This is a genomic window from Janthinobacterium kumbetense, from assembly GCF_023703445.1.
GTDB classification, from domain to species: domain Bacteria; phylum Pseudomonadota; class Gammaproteobacteria; order Burkholderiales; family Burkholderiaceae_D; genus Janthinobacterium; species Janthinobacterium kumbetense.
On record NZ_JAMQGR010000003.1, the window covers coordinates 125,604 to 142,459 of the forward strand.

Genomic DNA, 16,856 nt, shown 5'->3' on the forward strand with positions numbered 1-16,856 from the left:
CCGGGGGGCTCCGGGAGCTGGCATGGAATCTGCTATGATCCTTATGAGTTTTGGTGGCACGCAATGTTTGCTTCGCTTCATCAGCCCAGACGCACTAAGGTCGGCTCACCCCACATTCATTTAGGAGATACGCATGGCAATGACAGCCGCAGAAGTCTTGAAGATGGTAGAAGAAAACGAAGTCAAATTCGTTGATTTCCGCTTTGCCGATACCCGTGGTAAAGAGCAGCACGTGACGGTTCCCGTGTCGCACTTCGACATGGACAAATTCGAGTCGGGCCACGCCTTTGACGGTTCTTCGATCGCTGGCTGGAAAGGCATTGAAGCGTCCGACATGATCTTGCTGCCGGATCCAAACACGGCCAATATCGACCCGTTCATGGAAGAAACGACCCTGTTCATGCAGTGCGACGTGATCGAACCGTCGGACGGCAAGGGCTACGACCGCGACCCGCGCTCGATCGCGAAACGCGCCGAAGCCTACCTGAAATCGTCGGGCATGGGCGACACCGCCTACTTCGGCCCTGAGCCGGAATTCTTCATCTTCGACAGCGTGCGCTGGAAGATCGACATGTCGGGCTGCTTCGTCAAGATCGGTTCGGACGAAGGTTCGTGGTCGACCGGCAAGGACATCGAAGGCGGCAACAGCGGCCACCGTCCTACCGTCAAGGGCGGCTATTTCCCAGTGCCACCAGTGGACAGCTTCCAGGACATGCGTTCGGAAATGTGCCTGATCCTGGAATCGCTGGGCATCCCGGTTGAGGTACATCATCACGAAGTGGCCGGCGCCGGTCAAAATGAAATCGGCACCAAGTTCTCGACCCTGGTCGAGCGCGCCGACTGGACGCAAAACCTGAAATACGTGGTGTGGAACGTGGCGCACAGCTATGGCAAGACCGCCACCTTCATGCCGAAACCTATCGTTGGCGACAACGGTTCGGGCATGCACGTGCATCAATCCGTATGGAAAGATGGCAAAAACCTGTTCGCCGGCGACGGCTATGCCGGCCTGTCCGATTTCGCCCTGTACTACATCGGCGGCATCATCAAGCACGCCAAGGCACTGAACGCGATCACGAATCCGGGCACCAACTCGTACAAGCGTCTGGTACCAGGCTACGAAGCTCCAGTGAAACTGGCGTACTCGGCGAAAAACCGTTCCGCCTCGATCCGTATCCCGCACGTGGCCAATCCAAAAGGCCGCCGCGTCGAAGCGCGCTTCCCGGATCCACTGGCGAACCCGTACCTGTGCTTCGCCGCACTGCTGATGGCCGGTCTGGACGGCGTTGCTAACAAGATCCATCCGGGTGAAGCCGCCTCGAAAGATCTGTACCATCTGCCGCCGGAAGAAGATGCACTGATCCCGACCGTGTGCGCTTCGCTGGAAGAAGCACTGGAAGCCCTGGACAAGGACCGCGAGTTCCTGACCCGTGGCGGCGTGTTCAGCGATTCCATGATCGACGCTTACCTGGAACTGAAAATGCAGGACGTACAGCGCATGCGCATGACCACGCATCCTGCCGAGTTCGACATGTACTACTCGCTGTAATGGCGCCACGCCGGCAATGTGCCGGTAGTGAATAAAAAACGCGGGTGAGGCGATGGTCTTGCCCGCGTTTTTTTATGCAAGGCGCCAAGGCGGTGACAGTGCGGTGTTGTATAGTCGGCCCAGGAACGATGCGGCACGAGCCGACAGGAGTGAAGATTGACCAAGCATTACAGAATGGCGCTGATGGCAGGATTGCTGGGCGCGGCGGCACAGGCGCACGGGCAGCTGTATGTGTGCGCCGATGCGCAAGGACACAAGACATACACGGACAGGAGTGCTGGCAAACATTGCCAGTTGCTCGATTTGCCGGGCGCCATGACGGAGCCGCCACGCAGGACGGCCCCGCTGGCCGGTGCGCCGGTACGGCCCGCCCTGCAGGCGGCGGCCACGGCGGCGCCTGCCGCCGGCGCGTTTCCCAAGGTCGATGGCGCCGAGCAGCGCGCGCGCGACCTGGACCGGCGCCAGATCCTGCAGGACGAATTGCGCAGCGAAGAGCAGAAACTGGCGGCGCAGCGCCTGGAATTTAACGGCGGCCAACCCGAGCGCCAGGGCAATGAGCGCAACTACGCGAAATACCAGGAAAGAGTGGCGCAGCTGAAGGACAACATTAGCCGGACACAGCAAAACGTCGAGGCCCTGAAACGCGAGATCGCGAATATCCGGTAAAGCACATGACACTAGACAACCATTCCAGCCGTCCCGCCCACCTGGCCGGCCTTGATTTGCTGGCCTCGGCCGTGATCCTGCTCGATGGCGACGGCCGCATCAGCTACGCCAACGCGGCGGCGGAAAACCTGCTGGAAAGCTCCTTGAAGGCTCTGTCGCGGCAAAAGCTGACGGCGCTGTTCCTCAATCCCGAGGAGCTGGCCGGCATCTGCGCGCAGGCGCTCGAACACAAGTTTTCCGACCTGCGCCAGGACCTGAGCCTGGAGCGCCTGGGGCGCGAGCCGCTGCGCGTGCACAGCATCGTCAGCGCGCTCGACGCGCCGCGCGACGGCGTGCTGATCGAGCTGCGCGAAAACGTGCAGCAGTTAAAGCTCGACCGCGAGGAGCGCATCCTCGACCAGAGCCAGGTCAACAAGGAGCTGATCCGCAACCTGGCGCATGAAATCAAGAACCCGCTGGGCGGTATCCGCGGCGCGGCCCAGTTGCTGGAGCTGGAATTGCCGGCCCTGCACCTGAGCGAACTGCGCGAATACACGCAAGTCATCATCAAGGAAGCGGACCGCCTGCAAACCCTGGTCGACCGCCTGCTGGCGCCGCACCGCCGTCCGCACATCGTGGGCGACGTGAATATCCACGAAGTGTGCGAAAGGGTCCGCAGCCTGATCCTGGCCGAATTCCCCAGCGGCCTGACCATTGCGCGCGATTACGACGCCTCGATCCCCGAGTTTCGCGGCGACAAGGAGCAATTGATACAAACCGTGCTCAATATCGCGCACAACGCGGCGCAGGCCCTGGCCGAGCGCATCGAGGCGGGCGATGCGGAGCTGATTTTCAAGACGCGCGTGGCGCGCCAGGTGACCCTGGCCAAGGTCCGTTACGGCCTGGCATTAGACTTGCATATCATTGACAATGGACCGGGCATCGCACCCCAGATCCGCGACCGGATTTTCTACCCGCTGGTGTCGGGCAGGGAAGGCGGCAGCGGGCTGGGACTGACCTTGGCGCAAACCTTCGTGCAACAGCACCTGGGCGTGATCGAGTGCGAAAGCCGGCCTGGATACACCGATTTCAGGATCGTTCTACCCTTGCCATAAGCGAGGAGGTATCCCACCCATGAAATCCATTGCGGGACGCACACACTAATGAAGCCAATCTGGATAGTTGACGACGACGAATCAATCCGCTGGGTGCTGGAAAAAGCCCTGGCGCGGGAAAATCTCGCCACCAAGAGTTTTGCCAATGCGCGCGACGCCATCGCCGCACTGGAATTTGACACGCCGCAAGTGCTCGTGTCCGATATCCGCATGCCGGGCGCCTCCGGCCTGGAATTGTTGCAGACGGTCAAGTCGCGCTTTCCCGGCTTGCCAGTCATCATCATCACGGCCTTTTCCGACCTCGATTCGGCCGTCGCAGCCTTCCAGGGCGGCGCCTTCGAATACCTGGCCAAGCCTTTCGATATCGACAAGGCTGTCGAGCTGATCCGCCGCGCGCTGGAAGAAAGCCTGCGCGAGACCAGCGTCGAGTCTGGGCCGTCGGAAACGCCGGAAATCCTCGGCCAGGCGCCGGCCATGCAGGAAGTCTTCCGCGCCATCGGCCGCCTGTCGCAATCGAACGTGACGGTGCTCATTACGGGCGAATCCGGCTCCGGCAAGGAACTCGTGGCGCGCGCGCTGCACAAGCACAGCCCGCGCGCGGCGCAGCCTTTCATCGCCCTCAACACGGCGGCAATACCCAAGGATTTGCTGGAATCGGAACTGTTCGGGCATGAACGGGGGGCGTTTACGGGCGCCCAGACGACGCGCCGGGGCCGCTTCGAGCAAGCGGAGAACGGCACCCTGTTCCTCGACGAAATCGGCGACATGCCGTTCGACCTGCAGACGCGCCTCTTGCGCGTGCTGTCCGACGGCCATTTCTATCGCGTCGGCGGCCATCAGCCCATGAAGGCGAACGTGCGCGTCATTACGGCCACGCACCAGAACCTGGAACAGCGCGTGCGCGACGGCCTGTTCCGCGAAGACTTGTATCACCGCCTGAACGTGATCCGTTTGCGCCTGCCCAGTTTGCGGGAGCGGCGCGAGGATATCCCCATCCTGGTGCGCCACTTCCTGGTGCAAAGCGCACGCCAGCTGGGCGTGGAAGCCAAACGCATGAGCGAGCCGACGATGCAGTTCCTCAGCAGCCTCGATTTGCCCGGCAATGTGCGCCAGCTGGAAAACCTGTGCAACTGGATCACCGTGATGGCGCCGGGCCAGACGGTGGAAATCAAGGACTTGCCGCTGGAATTGACGCAGGGGCAGGGGGATGGCGCCGCCACGGCGGCGGGCGAGCCTGCGCCGGCGGCCGTTGCCCATGTGCATGGCGGCCAGGTCTTCGAGGCGGCCGCGCCCGCCAACGGCGCGCCGCCGGGCTGGATTGGTTTACTGGAATTGCAGGCGGCCGGCATGCTGGGCGCGGGACAGCAGGAAGTCATGGCCGTGCTGGGACGCCAGTTCGAGTCGGCTCTGATCAAGACGGCGCTCAAGCATACGCACGGGCGCAAGAACGACGCCGCCGTGCGCCTGGGCATTGGCCGCAACACCATCACCCGCAAGATATCGGAACTGGGCATCGACGGCGCCAAGGACGATTGATGCAGGTCAGGACGGGGGCTCCCCCGTCCGCTTTTCCCCACGGCGTCCCTCGCACGCCACAACACGCACTGCAGGCGATAAGGTAAGCTGGCGCCTGCCGGACTGTTTCGTCCGGTGTTAACTTGAACTGTGGAATAGCATGCTCATAAACTGCGTGGCCTACCAGGATGGCAAAAAACTGGCCGACTTGCCGATCGACGACATCAGCGATTACGTCGAGCGCCCCGATTGTTTCGTCTGGGTCGCCCTGCTCGACGCCACGCCGGACGAGCTGAAACAGATGCAGCACGAGTTTTGCCTGCACGAACTGGCGGTGGAAGACGCGCAGCGGGGCCACCAGCGCCCGAAGATCGAGGAATATGGCGATTCCCTGTTTGCCGTCGTGAAAACCGTGGAAATGGTCGAGAATGAACTGGTGCTGGGCGAAGTCGACATTTTCGTGGGCGCCAATTACGTGCTTTCGTCGCGCAGCAACAGTTCGCAAGGTTTCCTCGGCGTGCGCGCGCGCGCCGAGCGCGAACCGCATCTGCTGCGCCAGGGCTCGGCCTTCGTGCTGTACGCGCTGATGGACGCCGTCGTCGACCGCTACTTTCCCGTGCTCGACGCGCTGGAATCGGAGCTGGAACTGATCGAAGACCGCATCTTCGACCGTGGCACCGAGCGCGACAATATCGAACGGCTATATCAATTGAAACGCAAGGTCATGGTCTTGCGCCATGTGGTGGCGCCCCTGATGGAAGCGGTGGGCAAGCTGCACGGCGGGCGCGTGCCGCCCCTGTGCCACGATACCCAGGAGTATTTCCGCGACGTGCACGACCACCTGGCGCGCATCAATGGCACGCTCGACACCATCCGCGACACCATCAGCACGGCGATCCAGGTGAATCTGTCGATGGTGGCCATCGACGAGAGCGAAGTGAACAAGCAGCTGGCGGCCTGGGCGGCCATCTTCGCCGTGTTTACGGCATTTGCCGGCATCTGGGGCATGAACTTCAAGTTCATGCCGGAGCTGGACTGGCATTATGGCTATCCGGCCGCCGTGGCAGTGATGAGCTGTGTCTGCGGTTATATGTATTACTTGTTCAAGCGTTCCGGCTGGCTGTAAAAAATTCCTGTGTATCTGTATTATTAAGCAATAGCCAGGGGTACAATCGCGGCAGGTCCGCTGGGGCGGGCCATGGCTGAGAGTCGCCGCGCCGGCAGGTGTGCCTGCGCTTCCGGTGCCGTGCAGGAGCATTCATGAGTATTCCGTTGTTTGATGTGAATTCGCAAGAACCCCTGTTCGATGCCGAGCAGCGGCGCACCCTGGCGGAAGCGGCCCTGCGCTCGATTACCGCCTCGACGGCGCACGCCCGGGGCGACGACTTCCTGCGCATCCTCGTCAAGGACCTGGCCGAAGCGCTCGACGTGCACTATGTGATCGCCGGACGCCTGGTGCGCCTGGAAGATGGCAGCGAAGGTATCCGCACCCTCGCCCTGTGGGGCGGCGACGGTTACCAGCCGAATATCGAATACAGCCTGCAGCACACGCCATGCCAGGATGTGACGTGCCAGAGCATGTGTTTTCATGGCAGCGATATCCAGCGTCGCTTTCCATTCGATACCCTCCTCGTCGACATGCAGGCGGAAAGCTATGTCGGCATGCCGCTGATCGATACCGATGGCAAGACCCTGGGCATCCTGTCGGCCATCGACACGCGGCCCATCGATGAAAACAAGCGTTTGCTGGCCTTGCTGCTGCTGTCGATCTTCTCGGCCCGCGGCGCGGCCGAGCTGCAGCACCAGGAGCGCACCCAGCAGCTGGAAGAAATCGTGCGCGTGCGCACCGAATCGCTGCTGGCGGCGCAGGCCAACCTGATCGAGCAAGAGCAGATGGCGGCCCTCGGCTCGCTGGTGGCCGGTGTCTCGCATGAAGTCAACACGCCCATCGGCGTGGCGCTGACGGCCGCGTCGAGCATGGGCAGCTATGCCGACCAGCTGGTGCAGCTGCTGGGTGGCGCCAAGGTCAGCCGTGCCGAACTGATCGACATTGCCGAGTCGCTCAAGGGAGCGGCCGCCTTGATCGAGCGCAACCTGGCGCGCGCCGCCGACCTGATCGGCAATTTCAAGCAACTGGCCGTGGACCAGGTCAGCGAATACGTGGCCGACCTGGCGCTGCACGACTATGTGCACGGCCTGGTGTCGGCCCACAGTCCGGAATTGCGCAAGGCGGCGCTGGGCGTGGAACTCGATATCGCCCCCGATTGCCAGGTGCGCCTGGCGGCCGGCAAGCTGTCGCAAATCCTCTCGAACCTGCTGATGAACAGCGCCCGCCATGGCTATCCGCAGGGCGGGCCGGGGCGCATCACGATACGCGCGCGCATCGAGGAGGACGACACCGACGCGGCTGCGCGCTGGCTGCTGCTCGATTTTTCCGACGACGGCATCGGCCTGGCGCCGGCCGTGCGCGAGCATATGTTCGAACCGTTCTTCACCACCAAGCGGGGCCAGGGCGGCTCCGGTCTGGGCATGCACATCGTCTACACCATCGTGCAGCAACTGGGCGGCCAGGTGTGCGCCATCGACAGCACGCCCGGCTGTCATATACAGATCAGGCTGCCGCTGGCCAGCTGACCACGGCTGCTCTGTACGCTATCTTTGGGTGGCATGCCTGCCTGACTTCTATTTTTTTCACAATGTTGTTTGTATGCCATACGCGACGTGAGTTCTGTTGACACCAAGAATATCCCCGTGATTCTATGTAGTTGTCTAGCTAACTTTCAGTTGGCTGGCCTCGGCTGTTGTACCGACATCGTGGTTCGCCTTCCCTCATGCGGGAGCGGGGCTGGCACACTGTCGAACGTGCGGTGCAGGAAGAGTGCCTTTAGGAGAGTGGATGCAGTCCGGATAGCAGCTTTGTTGCTTACATAATGCAAAAATGAAAAGGGTTCGTCATGCTTAAAGAAACCGTCATCTCCCGTGCCGTTCGCATTGTCTGTGCCGGTGGCATGGCAGCGGCTTTGTCCGTTGCCTCGCAATCTGCGGTGGCGCAAGATACGCAGATACAGCGCGTGGAAGTCACCGGCTCGTCGATCAAGCGCATCGCCGCCGAAGGTGCCTTGCCCGTCACCGTGTTGACCGCCGAAGCCATCCGTACCTCGGGCGCCACTTCGGTCACCGACCTGGTCAAGAAACTCTCTTCCGCCCAGGGGGCGACGACGGAAAGTTCTTCGGTCGGGGGCAGCACCTTCGGTTTCTCCGGCATTTCCGTGCATAACGTGGGTGAGACGCGTACGCTCGTCTTGCTGAATGGCAAGCGCCTGGCCCAGTTCGGCGGCCAGACCCTGACTGGCTTCGCCGCCGGTTTCGACTTGAATTCGATCCCGATTTCCGCCATTCAGCGGGTTGAACTGCTGACCGACGGCGCGTCCGCGCTGTATGGCGCCGACGCCATTGCCGGCGTGGTCAACTTCATTACCAAGCACGACACGACGGAAGGCGATGTGAGCATCGGCTATTCGGCGCCAAAGAACGGTGCGCGTGAGAAACGTATCAGTGCCACCAAGGGCTTCGGCAACCTGGAAGACGATGGCTACAACGTGGTGCTGACCTTTGGCCACGATGAACGCGACAAGTTGACCTCGGTCGACCGCTCGTTCGCCAACACGGGCAAGGTGCAATTCTCGGCCAACGGCAAACGCTATCAGAAGCAGCAGTTTTCGGTCAGCCCCATTCCCGCCAACGCCGTTGATGACAATGGCCAGCTGATCAGTCCCTATCAAAAGCTCAACGGCTCCTGCCCCGCCAAGACTTTCCGCGTGCTTGAACCGTATGCAGACCCGGATGGCACCCCGCGCTTGAATGACTACTGCGGTTATGATTTTGTTAAGGACCTGGAGATCTATCCGGAACGCAAACGCGACAATTTCATGGCGTCCGGTACCTTCAAAGTCGCCGGTCACGAAGTGTATGCCGACGTACTCTTGTCGCGCACCAAGCAGACCTCGCGTATCGCCCCCGTGCCGGGCGAGATTTCCATCGATAAGGGAACGCCGCTGCATGACAAGTATTTGTTGCCAATCGGTATTACCGGTGACAGCGTGGCGGCATATCGCCTGTTCGACATGGGACAGCGCACCTCGAAGGATACGGCCGACTTCGCCAGTGTGGTGGTGGGTACGCGCGGCGTGGCCGCCGGCTGGGATTACAATGCCTCCTACAACTTCTCGGAAAGCCGCGTAAAAGGCAGTATTTCCGGTTATCCTGGCGCGATTGCCGTCGGCAACCTGACATCGAGCGGTTTACTCGATCCCTTCGTCGGTCCGGGCAAGCAATCGGCTGCGGCGCAGGAAGCCATCAAGGCGGCCGCCTTCACCGGCTACTGGGATGGCGGCACGTCGCGCCTGCAAACCATCAATTTGAATGGTTCGACGGAAATACGACGCTTGCCGGGCGGCGCCATGATGCTGGGCGTGGGCGCCAACATCAATCGCGAGGAATTCTCTTCCAAACCGAGCCCGTTTGCACAGGGCATCCTGGCCGACCCAGTGAAGGGCACCTTGTGCGGCGGCGCGGCGGGACTGGAGTGCGACCAGCGTTTCGGCGATGCCGCCAGCAGCAAGCCGTATAGCGCCAGTCGCACGTCGAAGGGCGTGTTCAGCGAAATTATCGCGCCGGTGCTGAAGGAACTGGAACTGGGCGCGGCCCTGCGTTTCGATGAATTCTCGGACTTCGGCGGCGCCACCACGGCCAAGGCCAGCTTCAAGTGGACGCCGGCGCCCACCTTGCTGATCCGCGGCTCCGTTGGCAATGGTTTCCATGCGCCGACAGTGCCACAAGTCAACGCCTTGCAGCGCGGCTATGGCGTTACCAGCGACAAGTACACGTGTACGCCGGCCCTGCAAGCGATTGCCACGCGCCTCAATGCCCAATGCCAGCCAGGCAACCACCAGTACGATCAGTTGGCCGGCGGCAACCGCAACTTGCAGCCAGAGAAGTCGAAACAGGCCACCCTGGGCTTCCGCTACGAGCCGATCAGCGCCATTACCCTGGGCGCCGACCTGTGGCATGTACAGATCCGCGATTCCTTCGGCCAGTTGACCGAGCAGCTGGTGTTCGCCAATCCCGCGGCATATCCGAAATCGTGGGGCGTGAATACGGACGTCGGTACGGGCAAGACCTACCTGGCCTTCCTGGCCGATAACCAGAACTTGGGCAAATCGTTCGCCACCGGCGTCGATATCGATATCAGCGCCCGTTACCGCTCGGGTATCGGCCTGTTTACCTCGCAGCTGAACGCGACGCAGATGTTGCGCGAAGATATACAGCTGGAACGCGGTGGTCAGTATTATTCTGCGCTGGGTAACTATGCCGAACTGGGCACCGTGACTTTCCGCACGCGCGGCCAGTGGACGAACACCCTGAAAACGGGCAACTGGGCCAATTCGCTGACGGTCAACTTCCTGTCCGGCTACAAGGACCAGAAAACGACGGTCGACGTGATCGACGCTTCCGGCGCCGTGACGGGCCAGGAAGATATCCGGATGCGGGTCGGGTTCTATTCGACGCTTGACTGGCAGACGGTCTGGACTCCCAGCAAGAGCTGGGTTTTCACCGCAGGCGTGCTGAACCTGACCGACAAGAGCCCCCCGTTCGTGCCATCGACGTCCGGCGCGAACCGCGGCCAGCAATTCGGCTATGACGACCGCTACTATGATCCGCGCGGCCGTACCGGCTACCTGAATGCCTCGTACAAGTTTTAAAAAGCGGGCGCAGGCATAAAAAAACCGGCACATGGTGCCGGTTTTTTTTCGTCCCGCCGCAGGGCGGAGGCAGCGTGGCCTAGCCGCGCGCCGCCATCGACAGCGCCACCGCTTCGGCCACCTTGATGCCGTCGACGGCGGCCGACAGGATACCACCCGCATAGCCGGCGCCTTCGCCGGCGGGGAACAGGCCCCGCGTGTTCAGGCTTTGCAGGTCGTCGTCGCGGCGCTTGATGCGGATCGGCGACGAGGTGCGCGTTTCCACGCCCGTCAGCACGGCGTCGGCCTTGTAATAGCCCTTGATTTGCTTGTTGAACGCCGGAAACGCTTCACGCAGCGCCGTGATCGCGTATTCGGGCAGCGAAGGCGCCAGGTCCGTCAGGTGCACGGCCGGCTTGTACGACGGCACCACGCTGCCAAATTCCGTCGAGGCGCGGCCAGCGACGAAGTCGCCGACCAATTGCCCTGGAGCATCGTAGTTGCCGCCACCCAGGGCAAATGCGCGCTCTTCCAGTTCGCGCTGCAGGGCGATGCCGGCCAGCGGGTCGCCCGGATAGTCGGCCGGCGTGATGCCGACCACGATGGCGCTGTTGGCGTTGCGCTCGTTGCGCGAATACTGGCTCATGCCGTTCGTCACCAGGCGGCCCGGTTCTGAGGCGGCCGCCACCACCGTGCCGCCCGGGCACATGCAGAAGCTGTAGACGGAACGGCCATTGCTGGCGTGGTGCACGAGCTTGTAGTCGGCCGCGCCCAGGATCGGGTGGCCGGCGCTGGGGCCGAAGCGGCAGCTGTCGATCAGGGATTGCGGGTGTTCCACGCGGAAGCCGATCGAGAACGGTTTCGCTTCGATGTACACGCCGCGCTTGTGCAGCATTTCAAAGGTGTCGCGCGCGCTGTGGCCGATGGCCAGCACGACGTGGTTGCTGGCGATGGTTTCGCCATTGTCCAGCACTACGCCGCGCACCTGGCCGCCGTCGGCGCCTGGCACGATGTCGAGATCGACCACCTTGCTGCTGAAACGGTATTCGCCGCCCAGCCGCTCGATATTGGCGCGCATTTCTTCCACCATCTTGACCAGGCGGAAGGTGCCGATGTGCGGCTTGCTCACATACATGATTTCCTCGGGCGCCCCCGCCTTGACGAATTCCGTCAAGACCTTGCGTCCGTAGTGCTTGGGATCCTTGATCTGGCTGTACAGCTTGCCGTCCGAGAAGGTGCCGGCGCCGCCTTCGCCGAACTGCACGTTCGATTCGGGATTGAGCTCGCGCTTGCGCCAGAAGCCGAAGGTGTCGACCGTGCGCTCGCGCACCTGCTTGCCCCGTTCCAGGATGAGGGGACGCAAGCCCATCTGCGCCAGGATCAGCGCCACGAACAGGCCGCACGGGCCCGTGCCGATGACGATGGGACGCGGTTCATTGCTGTGGCCAGCCAGCTGTTCGCCGCCGGCGACGAATTTGTAGTCGGTGTCGGGCGCGGGCATCAGGTGCACATCGTGCTGCAGGCGCGCCAGCACGGCCGCTTCATTCTTGACGTCCACATGCAGCGAGTAAATCAACACCACGGCGCTGCGCTTGCGCGCGTCATAGCTGCGTTTGAAGACGGTAAAGCCGAGCAAATCGGCCGCAGCGATGCCCAGGCGCGCCAGGATGGCGGCGGGCAGGGCCGCTTCGTCGTGTTCGAGAGGGAGTTTTACTTCGTTGAGTCGCAACATGGTGTCTATCCGAAAAGTGCAGGGCTCCGTATCTAGCGGAGAGTGGGCAGCCGCGTGGCGCGGCGCAAGGCGGCATTTTACTCCTTCTTGCAGGCAATGCATGGCGGCCTGGGCGGATGTCGGGCCATTTTCCTGTCGCATGGGCGTTGTCGGCGGCCGGGTGCCGCACGGGAAGCGGCGCGTCTCCTGACGCCGCGTTCGCGCCGATGCCTGACGCGATGGCGCGGCACGACAGCGCGCTTCCGCAGCGCACCATTCTGGTGCACCAGCCTGTCGTTTCGCCGCCACGGCAGGCATGGGCAATGCGACAGGCTGACTTTGTCCGAAGGCTTGATGGCCGGGGCCGTTGCCTGTTTTTAGATATTGCCCATTTTGTGCACGGTGCGCTGTTGTTGCGATATCAAATTACATGCTTGTTGATCAGACGATTTTTGAAGCTGGGATAAGAAGTTGAATATCAATATGTATAGGCAAATTATGAATTTTCTTGCCAAGTTGAATGGACAAGAGGTGCTGCAGCGATGCGGGGAGAGGAGATGTTCCGCAGCCGCGGGAAGGCTGCCATCGTGGCATGGCGGGTCAGCGTGCTGCTGGCGTTGCCACATTTAACCATGCGCGCATGGGAGGGAAGCTGCGAGCCGGCGCCGGCCATCAAAACCTGTTTTTAATTCCAGATTATTGTATGCAATAACTGCAGATGTTATTCCATGCGATTCTCATCGAGAAATAAGGGCATTGCGTTATTGCGTTATATGTTCTGATTTTCCAGATATGGATTTTTTGATGGCGCTGATTTTTTATTTCTCGGAGGGGAGAATGCAGGGTGTGTTTCTATTTGTTTTTTTATTCTGATGATGAATATGGAAATTATATTTCCGGATACTGATAATCGTTGGTGCGTCTAATAACTTATATTCAAACGCAAATAACTCCGTGAGAAGTATTCATACAATGTAATTGAAAACTTCAGGTTTGAATAGTTCAATTCCATCGGGTGTTGTCAATCTGCAACAGGTCTGCTGCCATCCCGCATGCTTCGCATGCTCGGAAGGCGGCGCTTCAAGGGCTGCAGGAGCGCCATGGCAGGTATTCCACGTTCTGGCCATGGGCGCGAGGCGAGCGCAACGTCGTGTGTTTTCAAACAATAATTTTTCGCATATTAATATGCGTTTTTTTGCAGTGCATCAAATTGGTGCATTGCCGCACAATCTTGGACGCATTTGCCATTGTCCGGCGCCATTCATTTTTGTTGTATCTTTGCATCATATTTTCCTACTATGTTGACAGTGAACAATCGCATATGGTTTTATGTATCGCTTAGGCAAGTAGGTTTTTCCTGTTTTGTCTGAAGCCTGCCATATCAGTGGTGGGAGAGTGTCAAATCATCAAAAACTAAAACCGGAAATAAAAACGTATTAAACATGATTTAGTGCTTAAAATTTACCAAGCAACTCTACCAGAGACGCTTAATCTAATAATTAGGAAACCACATGTTGAGAAAAACAGTTTTAGTTCGTGCGCTGGCGCTGGCCTTCAGCGCCGGCGCCATGTCCGCCATGGTCGTTGCTCCCGTCATGGCGCAGTCGAACGCAGCAGGTAGTATTTTTGGTAAGGTCGGCAGCGGCGCTGGCGACACCGTCGTGTTGCAAAACAATGGTACCAACCAGACGCGTTCCACGGCAGTTGATGCAAACGGTGCATTCCGTGCCACGAGTCTGCCTATCGGCACCTATACCGTGACGCTGAAGAAGGGCGAATCGGTTGTTGGCACCACGTCGCTGGAAGTGCTGGCCGGTCAAGGCGTCGAGGCGATTTTCCCTGTTGCTGGCGGCGTTCAGGCCGTGCAAGTGACGGGTCGTCGCAACCGCATCGATATCTCGAGCTCGACCAATGGCGCGACCTTTACCGCGCGCGAGCTGGACAAGTTGCCGATCGCACGTAACGTCGAGGCAATCGTTCAACTCTCCCCGAATACCACCCGTGGCGATCCGACCTATCCAGCCGGAGCCAGCTTCGGTGGTGGCGGCGCTTCGGAAAATGCCTACTACATCAACGGTTTCCCGGTAACCAACCCGCTGTCCCAATTGGGCGCGATGGAACTCCCATTTGGCGCGATCGCTCAAGCTCAGGTTTTGACGGGCGGTTACGGCGTTGAATTTGGCCGTTCGGTTGGCGGCGTGGTCAACGTCACGACCAAATCCGGTACCAACACCTGGGAAGCCGGTGCACTGGTCTCGATCGCACCGAAGTCGTTGCGCGCCAAGTCGCGTGACATGTACTACGGCAATACCGGTGTTTTCCCGCAAACAGACGGGACTCTGCGTATTCGCCGCGAAGACAATGAATTCGAGCAAAAACAGTACTCCGCCTATGTTGGTGGTCCGCTGATCAAGGATACCTTGTTCGGTTTCGTTGCACTGGAACAAACTCGCGCCGAAAGCAATGGCGTCTTTGGCGGCCGCACCGCACTGACCAACAGTGATAACGGCTGGCGCGATTACAAGACCACCACGCAGCGCTACTTCGGTAAGCTGGACTGGAATATTTCCGATAATCATCGCATCGAGTTCACCACGATCGGTGACTTGCCAGAGACCGATACGCAATTCCGCTCGTATGATTACGCGACCCGCGCCGTCGGCAGCAAGGTCAACTCGTCTACCCACGAAGAATACGGCCCATTCAACCCGAACGGCGGCGAAGCCAACATTGCGCGCTACGTTGGTAACATTTCCGATAACCTGACCGTCACGGCCCTGTATGGCCAGTCGCGCGCCAAGCATATCTATGAGCCTACGGGCTACGATCCAACGCTGGCACAAGTGAGTGCGGCAAAGGCGGATCAGGCGCCAGGCTTGAACTACACGGGCGGCCAGCCGTTCTCGACCAATCAACCAGTCAATGGTTCCATCGACCGCGTAACGTCCAAGCGTCTGGATTTGGAATATAAGATTGGCAACCACACCCTGCGTGCTGGTCTGGACAATAACAAGATGTCCTCGGCAGATGCTGGCGACGCTCTGGCCGGTGGCGCACTGTGGTTGTACGGCAAGACACCGGATGCTAGCAAGCCATTTGACGTTCCTGGCGGCCAAGTTGGCGCGCTGGCAGGCAAGGGCCCGCTCGCATCGCAAGGTTATTATGTGTCGCGTGTCCTGTCCTCGACCGTATCGAATGCTTTCGCTGGTCAGGATGCTCAGTACATTGAAGATCGCTGGCAAGTGACGAAGGACGTGTTGCTGACCGCAGGTCTGCGTCGCGAAGGCTTCTACAATGCCAACCAGGACGGCACCAAGTATATTGAGATGAAGAACCAATACGCTCCACGCGTAGCAGCAGTGTGGGACGTGAATGGCGATGCATCGTTCAAAGTATTCGGTAGCGCTGGCCGTTACACCCTGCAAATGCCAACCGTGATCGCTCTGCGCGGTGCAAACGGTTCGCTGAACACCAACCAGTACTACGCTTACACGGGTACGGATGCACATGGTGCGCCAACGGGCTTGACCCAGTTGACGGGTGTCTTGTCTGCAAACAACGAATTCGGCCAAGCAAAAGATCCGAAAACCGTTGCTGCACTGGACATGAAGCCATCGTTCCAGGATGAGTTGACCCTGGGCTTTGAAAAGGCTTACAACCCTAGCCTGAATTTCGGTGCCAAGGTTACTTACCGTACCCTGAAATCGACGATCGATGACTTCTGCGATGGCCGCGTGTTCGCAAAATACGCCAAGCGTAATGGTATCGATACTTCGAACTACGGCGGCTTCAACTGCGCATCGTTCAACCCGGGCGAAGCAAATGATTTCCTGGTTGACTTCGCAGGTACGCAGTCCAACTACACCCGCGTCCACCTGACGAAGGAAGACCTGGGCTTCGACAAGGCCAAGCGTACTTACGCTGCACTTGATGTGTTTGCTGAGCATCCATACCGTAACGGCTGGTATGGTAAGGTCAACTACACCCTGTCGCGCAGCAGCGGCAATACCGAGGGTCAGACGCTGTCCGATACCACGACTGGCCAGGCAGACGTTGCCGCTACCCAGACCTGGGATTACGCAGCACTGATGCGCTATGCGGATGGCCGCCTGCCAAATGATCGTAAGCATCAGATCAAGGCTTACGGCTTCTACGACCTGACCCCAGAGTGGACCCTGGGTGCAGCCGCCTTGCTCGCTTCGGGCCGCCCACGTTCGTGTGTCGGTACCAATCCGAACACGCAGTCGGCAGACGACATCGGCTTTAACTATCAGTCCGCTTCGCACTACTGCTTCGGTGCAACTGGCAACCAGAACGTTCCTTCGCCACGTGGCGCCGTGGGCAATCTGCCATGGGACAAAAACCTGGACTTGAACGTTTCGTACAAACCAGCTTATGTGCCAGGCCTGTCGGTTAAACTGGACATCTTCAATGTGTTCGACACGCAAACCACGCAAAAAGTGGTTGAGCGCTACAACACCAACCAGGCACGCTATGCTCTGTATGAATCGGTACTGAGCTACACCGCACCTCGTTCGATGAAGTTCACCGCTGAGTTCAACAAGAAGTTCTAATTGTGT

9 protein-coding genes are annotated in these 16,856 nt (G+C 59.9%); 8 read left to right on the forward strand and 1 reads right to left on the reverse strand.

Annotation, left to right across the window (positions count from 1 at the left end; genetic code table 11):
- The first annotated feature begins 133 nt into the window (after positions 1 to 133).
- The 7 genes from glnA to NCG91_RS11570 all read left to right on the forward strand — a co-directional run bounded on the left by glnA (position 134) and on the right by NCG91_RS11570 (position 10,586).
- Positions 134 to 1,549 (forward strand): type I glutamate--ammonia ligase, encoded by a 1,416-nt coding sequence (gene glnA / locus NCG91_RS11540; protein ID WP_070219258.1) that lies wholly within the window; start codon positions 134 to 136, stop codon positions 1,547 to 1,549.
- Positions 1,550 to 1,732: 183 nt separating this feature from the next.
- The gene (locus NCG91_RS11545) at positions 1,733 to 2,215 is read left to right on the forward strand and encodes a DUF4124 domain-containing protein (protein ID WP_099668212.1); all 483 of its coding nucleotides are present in this window, start codon (positions 1,733 to 1,735) and stop codon (positions 2,213 to 2,215) included.
- 5 nt (positions 2,216 to 2,220) lie between these two features.
- Positions 2,221 to 3,309 carry a nitrogen regulation protein NR(II) gene (gene glnL, locus NCG91_RS11550; RefSeq protein ID WP_251349796.1) on the forward strand — a complete coding sequence of 363 codons (1,089 nt, stop codon included), beginning with the start codon at positions 2,221 to 2,223 and terminating at the stop codon, positions 3,307 to 3,309.
- 48 nt (positions 3,310 to 3,357) lie between these two features.
- Entirely contained in the window at positions 3,358 to 4,845 is a 1,488-nt protein-coding gene (gene ntrC, locus NCG91_RS11555; protein ID WP_251349797.1) for a nitrogen regulation protein NR(I), read from the forward strand.
- A gap of 139 nt (positions 4,846 to 4,984) precedes the next feature.
- Complete coding sequence (corA, locus tag NCG91_RS11560; protein ID WP_034760218.1) at positions 4,985 to 5,950, forward strand: magnesium/cobalt transporter CorA; 966 nt, start codon at positions 4,985 to 4,987, stop codon at positions 5,948 to 5,950.
- A 134-nt stretch (positions 5,951 to 6,084) separates the two neighbouring features.
- Entirely contained in the window at positions 6,085 to 7,458 is a 1,374-nt protein-coding gene (locus NCG91_RS11565) for a GAF domain-containing sensor histidine kinase (RefSeq protein WP_099665309.1), read from the forward strand.
- Positions 7,459 to 7,832: 374 nt separating this feature from the next.
- Positions 7,833 to 10,586: a TonB-dependent receptor plug domain-containing protein gene (locus tag NCG91_RS11570; protein WP_251349798.1), complete on the forward strand. Its 2,754-nt coding sequence runs from the start codon at positions 7,833 to 7,835 to the stop codon at positions 10,584 to 10,586.
- A gap of 79 nt (positions 10,587 to 10,665) precedes the next feature.
- On the opposite strand, the gene NCG91_RS11575 is transcribed toward NCG91_RS11570, so the two are convergent.
- Complete coding sequence (locus NCG91_RS11575) at positions 10,666 to 12,297, reverse strand: NAD(P)/FAD-dependent oxidoreductase (protein ID WP_251349799.1); 1,632 nt, start codon at positions 12,295 to 12,297, stop codon at positions 10,666 to 10,668.
- A gap of 1,490 nt (positions 12,298 to 13,787) precedes the next feature.
- Between NCG91_RS11575 and NCG91_RS11580 the strand changes: the two genes are divergently transcribed.
- Entirely contained in the window at positions 13,788 to 16,850 is a 3,063-nt protein-coding gene (locus NCG91_RS11580) for a TonB-dependent receptor (protein ID WP_251349800.1), read from the forward strand.
- The last annotated feature ends 6 nt before the right edge of the window (positions 16,851 to 16,856 follow it).

Coding starts and splice junctions, on each gene's coding strand:
- glnA (WP_070219258.1), top strand. CDS start 134: ATGGCAATGACAGCCGCAGAAGTCTTGAAGATGGTAGAAGAAAACGAA.
- NCG91_RS11545 (WP_099668212.1), top strand. CDS start 1,733: ATGGCAGGATTGCTGGGCGCGGCGGCACAGGCGCACGGGCAGCTGTAT.
- glnL (WP_251349796.1), top strand. CDS start 2,221: ATGACACTAGACAACCATTCCAGCCGTCCCGCCCACCTGGCCGGCCTT.
- ntrC (WP_251349797.1), top strand. CDS start 3,358: ATGAAGCCAATCTGGATAGTTGACGACGACGAATCAATCCGCTGGGTG.
- corA (WP_034760218.1), top strand. CDS start 4,985: ATGCTCATAAACTGCGTGGCCTACCAGGATGGCAAAAAACTGGCCGAC.
- NCG91_RS11565 (WP_099665309.1), top strand. CDS start 6,085: ATGAGTATTCCGTTGTTTGATGTGAATTCGCAAGAACCCCTGTTCGAT.
- NCG91_RS11570 (WP_251349798.1), top strand. CDS start 7,833: ATGGCAGCGGCTTTGTCCGTTGCCTCGCAATCTGCGGTGGCGCAAGAT.
- NCG91_RS11575 (WP_251349799.1), bottom strand. CDS start 12,297: ATGTTGCGACTCAACGAAGTAAAACTCCCTCTCGAACACGACGAAGCG.
- NCG91_RS11580 (WP_251349800.1), top strand. CDS start 13,788: ATGTTGAGAAAAACAGTTTTAGTTCGTGCGCTGGCGCTGGCCTTCAGC.